The sequence below is a fragment of the Hyella patelloides LEGE 07179 genome (assembly GCF_900659865.1).
GTDB lineage: Bacteria > Cyanobacteriota > Cyanobacteriia > Cyanobacteriales > Xenococcaceae > Hyella > Hyella patelloides.
Map to the genome: position 1 here is coordinate 1 of NZ_LR214190.1, position 3,471 is coordinate 3,471.

A 3,471-nucleotide genomic window follows, 5' to 3' on the forward strand; every position below is an offset into this window, starting at 1 on the left:
TTTAGGGGTCTTGGGCGGGGCAGAAGAGTTCTGCCGTGAAACGACAGAATCAGCCCCTTGGGTTTCCCTCAATGAGCAACTCGTTCAAGACAGGTATGAAACCGATAGTAATACTGTTCGGAGCTTCTGAGCTTCGGAGCTTCTAAGCTTTAAGCCTCTTGAATATTAATGAAAAAGTAAAATTTTGCGCTTTTCATACCACCATGAGGCAAAGCCGCTTTTATTTTAGTGGGATTACCCACTATACGACTAAATTTACCATCATGTAATTCTTGACCAAGAAAATCATCATTAGCACATCGTTTTTCTTAATGTTCCCCCAAAATAGTCAATACATTATTCTCTACTCTCAGTTTTAGTTCTTCCGTTCTTACACCTGGTATTTGAGCTTTTGAAATCAGTTTTTCTGCTGTTTCTTGAAGATCGATATCAAATGTCCAAGTTTCAGCGTTAAGAGTTAACATTGTTTTGACGCATTATTTTCATGTCGCTATTTCAGTTATGGTTTTAGTCTAAAAATGAAATGTGAATACTTAGTGAAGTTTATATTTTGTGAATAGTACTCCGCCGTCCTCATTTGAGGATAAATAAAACGACAGAGCTTGCGTTCACTTCGTAAAAATTGTAGATGTAATCAATATCATTGCCAAAAATAATGAAATTAAGTAATAAAGAATTCTTGATTATTATTACTACAATAGTAGTTGCCTTTTTAGTAAGCTCAATATTGGCAATTTTTGTTAACTTAGCTGTTAGCATTCTAGGAGCATTATTAGTAATAATCTGTGGAGTAGCTTATAGATTTCCCCGTCAAAGTTTGTGGTTGTTTTTAATCTATTTACCCCTCACAGGAACTATTACTTATTCTTTTGGTTCTGTTTATAGTGCAGTTGGTGGTAAGGTTGTTTTTTCTACACTGTATCCTATTTTTCATTTAGCAAAAGATGTTTTTTATTTTCCTGCACTGATAGCTATTTTATTATCTAGTTACTGGTTAAAACAATTTAGACAAACAGCAAAATCAGTTTTAATTGGTAGCTTGGTTTTATTAGGTACTTGCTTATTAACTTTATTTTTAGTTAATGTTCCTCAACAATTATCAGGTTCTGTACCAGGTCAACCAATTTTGATGGGAATTATCGGCTTAAAAATTCTCATTGGTTATGTTCCATTTTTAGTTTGTGGTTATTATCTCATACGCGATCGCAACCAAGATTTAACTTTTTTTCCGCGTTTTCATATTCATTTGCTATTTGCTGTAGTTTATGTTTAATTCAATATCTTTTTTTAACTACAGGAATTTGTCCTAGTAGTGTTGATTTACCTCATCCCGCATCTACTAGAGCAAGTCTACAAGCAAGATGTTTTGTTGGTGGCTCTTTACTATATAATCCTGTGAGAAACTTGATTAGTTTACCTGGTACTTTTAATGCTCCTTGGCAATGGGCTTGGTTTCTAATTTTTGGTAGTTTTTTTTCGATGAGTGCTTACTTTTATGAGTCAGATTTGCTATGGCGTATTATTAATGCATTTACTATTGGTTTAGTGTTAGTCGCTGCGATTATTTCTGGTCAAACTACTGCTACTTTACTTGTCCCAATAGTCTTTTTAGTTTTAATGTTTGCGACAGAACCTAATAAAAAAAGGTTATCTTATAAATTGTTTTTGGTATTTTTATTATTGTTTCTAATTGCTAATAATTTTGGAGTATTTGGCTCTGCTTTAGATAGTATTATTGCTCGTTGGCAATATTCTCCACCTCAAGAATTCATTGTTAATCAGTTTAAATGGATTAATCAAAGTGGACTTGAAATTTTAGGTTCTGGTGTCGGAAAAGCTGCCAGTGCTGCTCGGAAATTAGGAAAAGTCACCTTGATTGAAACTTTTTATCCTCGATTACTTTACGAAATTGGCTGGTTAGGAACTATCGTATTTTTCGGATTTGTTTCGTTGATAACTTACACTACGTTCAAAGCTTATCGTTCTTTGAAGAGAAGTTCTTTGTGGCGTTTTAGCTTGTGTTTATGGCTATTTATTGTCTTAATTAGCTACAACACATACTATTATCCCCTAATCATTGAGCCTGTAGCTATCTACTATTGGTTGATTGCAGGAATTTTATTGAAATTACCAGAAATCAATGAAAAATTGACAACTAAAAGTATTTAAATAGTTTAATGTCTACATAATATAATGATAAAGCACGCTATTATTACAGGTGGTTCTAGCGGTATTGGTAAGGCAGTAGCCAAACTATTAGCTAGTAGTGGTGCCAACATATCTATTATTGCCCGTGATGCTACGAAGCTGAAGATTGCAACACAAGAGATTGCTGGTTCTGCTCTGACTTCTGAACAAAAAATTTTACATTTTGTCGCGGATGTAGCTCAACTATCGGAAATTACAAGCGTCATTCAAAAAGCGATCGCCGAACAAGGAACACCCGATCTCTTAATTACTTCTGCGGGAATCGCTATTCCTGGCTATTTTCAAGATATTCCAGTAGAAAATTTTGAGCAAACCATGAGAGTGAACTACTTTGGCTCTCTTTACGCTGTTAAAGCCGTATTACCTGCTATGGAAACAGCCCAAAAGGGTCATATTGTGTTAATCTCTTCTGGTGCAGGTTTAGTTGGCTTGTATGGCTATACTGCTTACAGTCCCTCAAAATTTGCTTTAAGAGGGTTAGCCGAATCCCTCAGAGGAGAGCTAAAACCCTGTGGAATTAAAGTATCCATTGTCTATCCTCCTGATACCGATACCCCCCAACTAGCAGCCGAAAATAAAACAAAACCTCCTGAAACAAAAGCTATCACCGCTACCGCAGATACCTGGAGTGCAGAAGGAGTTGCGCAAGAAATTATTAAAGGTATTAATCAACAAAAGTTTACGATCGCGCCTGGTTTAGAAATGACGATTTTAAATCGTTTTCATAGTTTAATCGCACCATTATTAAATAAGTATTTCGATCGTCTAGCTAAGAATCAGAGTACTACTCAAAAATGATGTAATACTTTGGTTTGATTGTAAATTGAAATGATTATAGATTAGTCAGACTAGCTTTTCAAAGCTTCTGTACCTTTTATTGAACCAAATATTTTTTGTGAATATTCCATAATTTCGCTGTTAAACATTTGGCGATACTCTGGATCGTCAATAAAATTTTGCCATCTATTTAAGACATCCATTTTAGTAGCCTGATTATTGAATTTTGTGCCATCAAAGGAACTACCACCACCATAGTTTTTGACTACATTAAAACCAGTGTCGCAGAAATTAAAATCTAATTTTTTAGCAATATTTTTTCGGTACTCTTGATCGCAAACCCATTGATTATAATTGAGCATAACTCTATTTTGTTTGAGATAGTTCGTTTCTCCTAAAAACTCTTTAGCATAGTCTAACCATAGCTCTGAGATACTTTTTTGATTCTTGGGATATGTCTTGAGATAATTATGGTTTGATTTTTTT

Annotated in this window: 4 protein-coding genes and 1 pseudogene; 3 read left to right on the forward strand and 2 right to left on the reverse strand. The window is 34.5% G+C overall.

Annotated features, from left to right (window positions below; genetic code table 11):
* Positions 1 to 308: 308 nt before the first annotated feature.
* Positions 309 to 464, reverse strand: coding sequence for an alpha-crystallin domain-containing protein (locus tag H1P_RS36865; protein ID WP_186376268.1), 156 nt, complete (start codon positions 462 to 464; stop codon positions 309 to 311).
* Between the two features lie 191 nt (positions 465 to 655).
* Here H1P_RS36865 and H1P_RS31880 point away from each other — a divergent pair, with 191 nt between their 5' ends.
* From H1P_RS31880 to H1P_RS31890, 3 genes are read left to right on the forward strand one after another with little or no spacing between them, the layout of a single operon-like run.
* The gene (locus H1P_RS31880; protein ID WP_144875284.1) at positions 656 to 1,273 is read left to right on the forward strand and encodes a hypothetical protein; all 618 of its coding nucleotides are present in this window, start codon (positions 656 to 658) and stop codon (positions 1,271 to 1,273) included.
* Positions 1,180 to 2,169, forward strand: coding sequence for a hypothetical protein (locus H1P_RS31885; RefSeq protein ID WP_144875286.1), 990 nt, complete (start codon positions 1,180 to 1,182; stop codon positions 2,167 to 2,169). The genes H1P_RS31880 and H1P_RS31885 overlap by 94 nt, the downstream gene beginning before the upstream one ends.
* A 24-nt stretch (positions 2,170 to 2,193) precedes the next feature.
* Positions 2,194 to 3,006, forward strand: coding sequence for an SDR family oxidoreductase (locus tag H1P_RS31890; protein WP_144875288.1), 813 nt, complete (start codon positions 2,194 to 2,196; stop codon positions 3,004 to 3,006).
* 50 nt (positions 3,007 to 3,056) lie between these two features.
* On the opposite strand, the pseudogene H1P_RS36870 reads toward H1P_RS31890, so the two are convergent.
* Positions 3,057 to 3,471, reverse strand: a pseudogene (locus H1P_RS36870) (hypothetical protein); the annotation flags it as partial.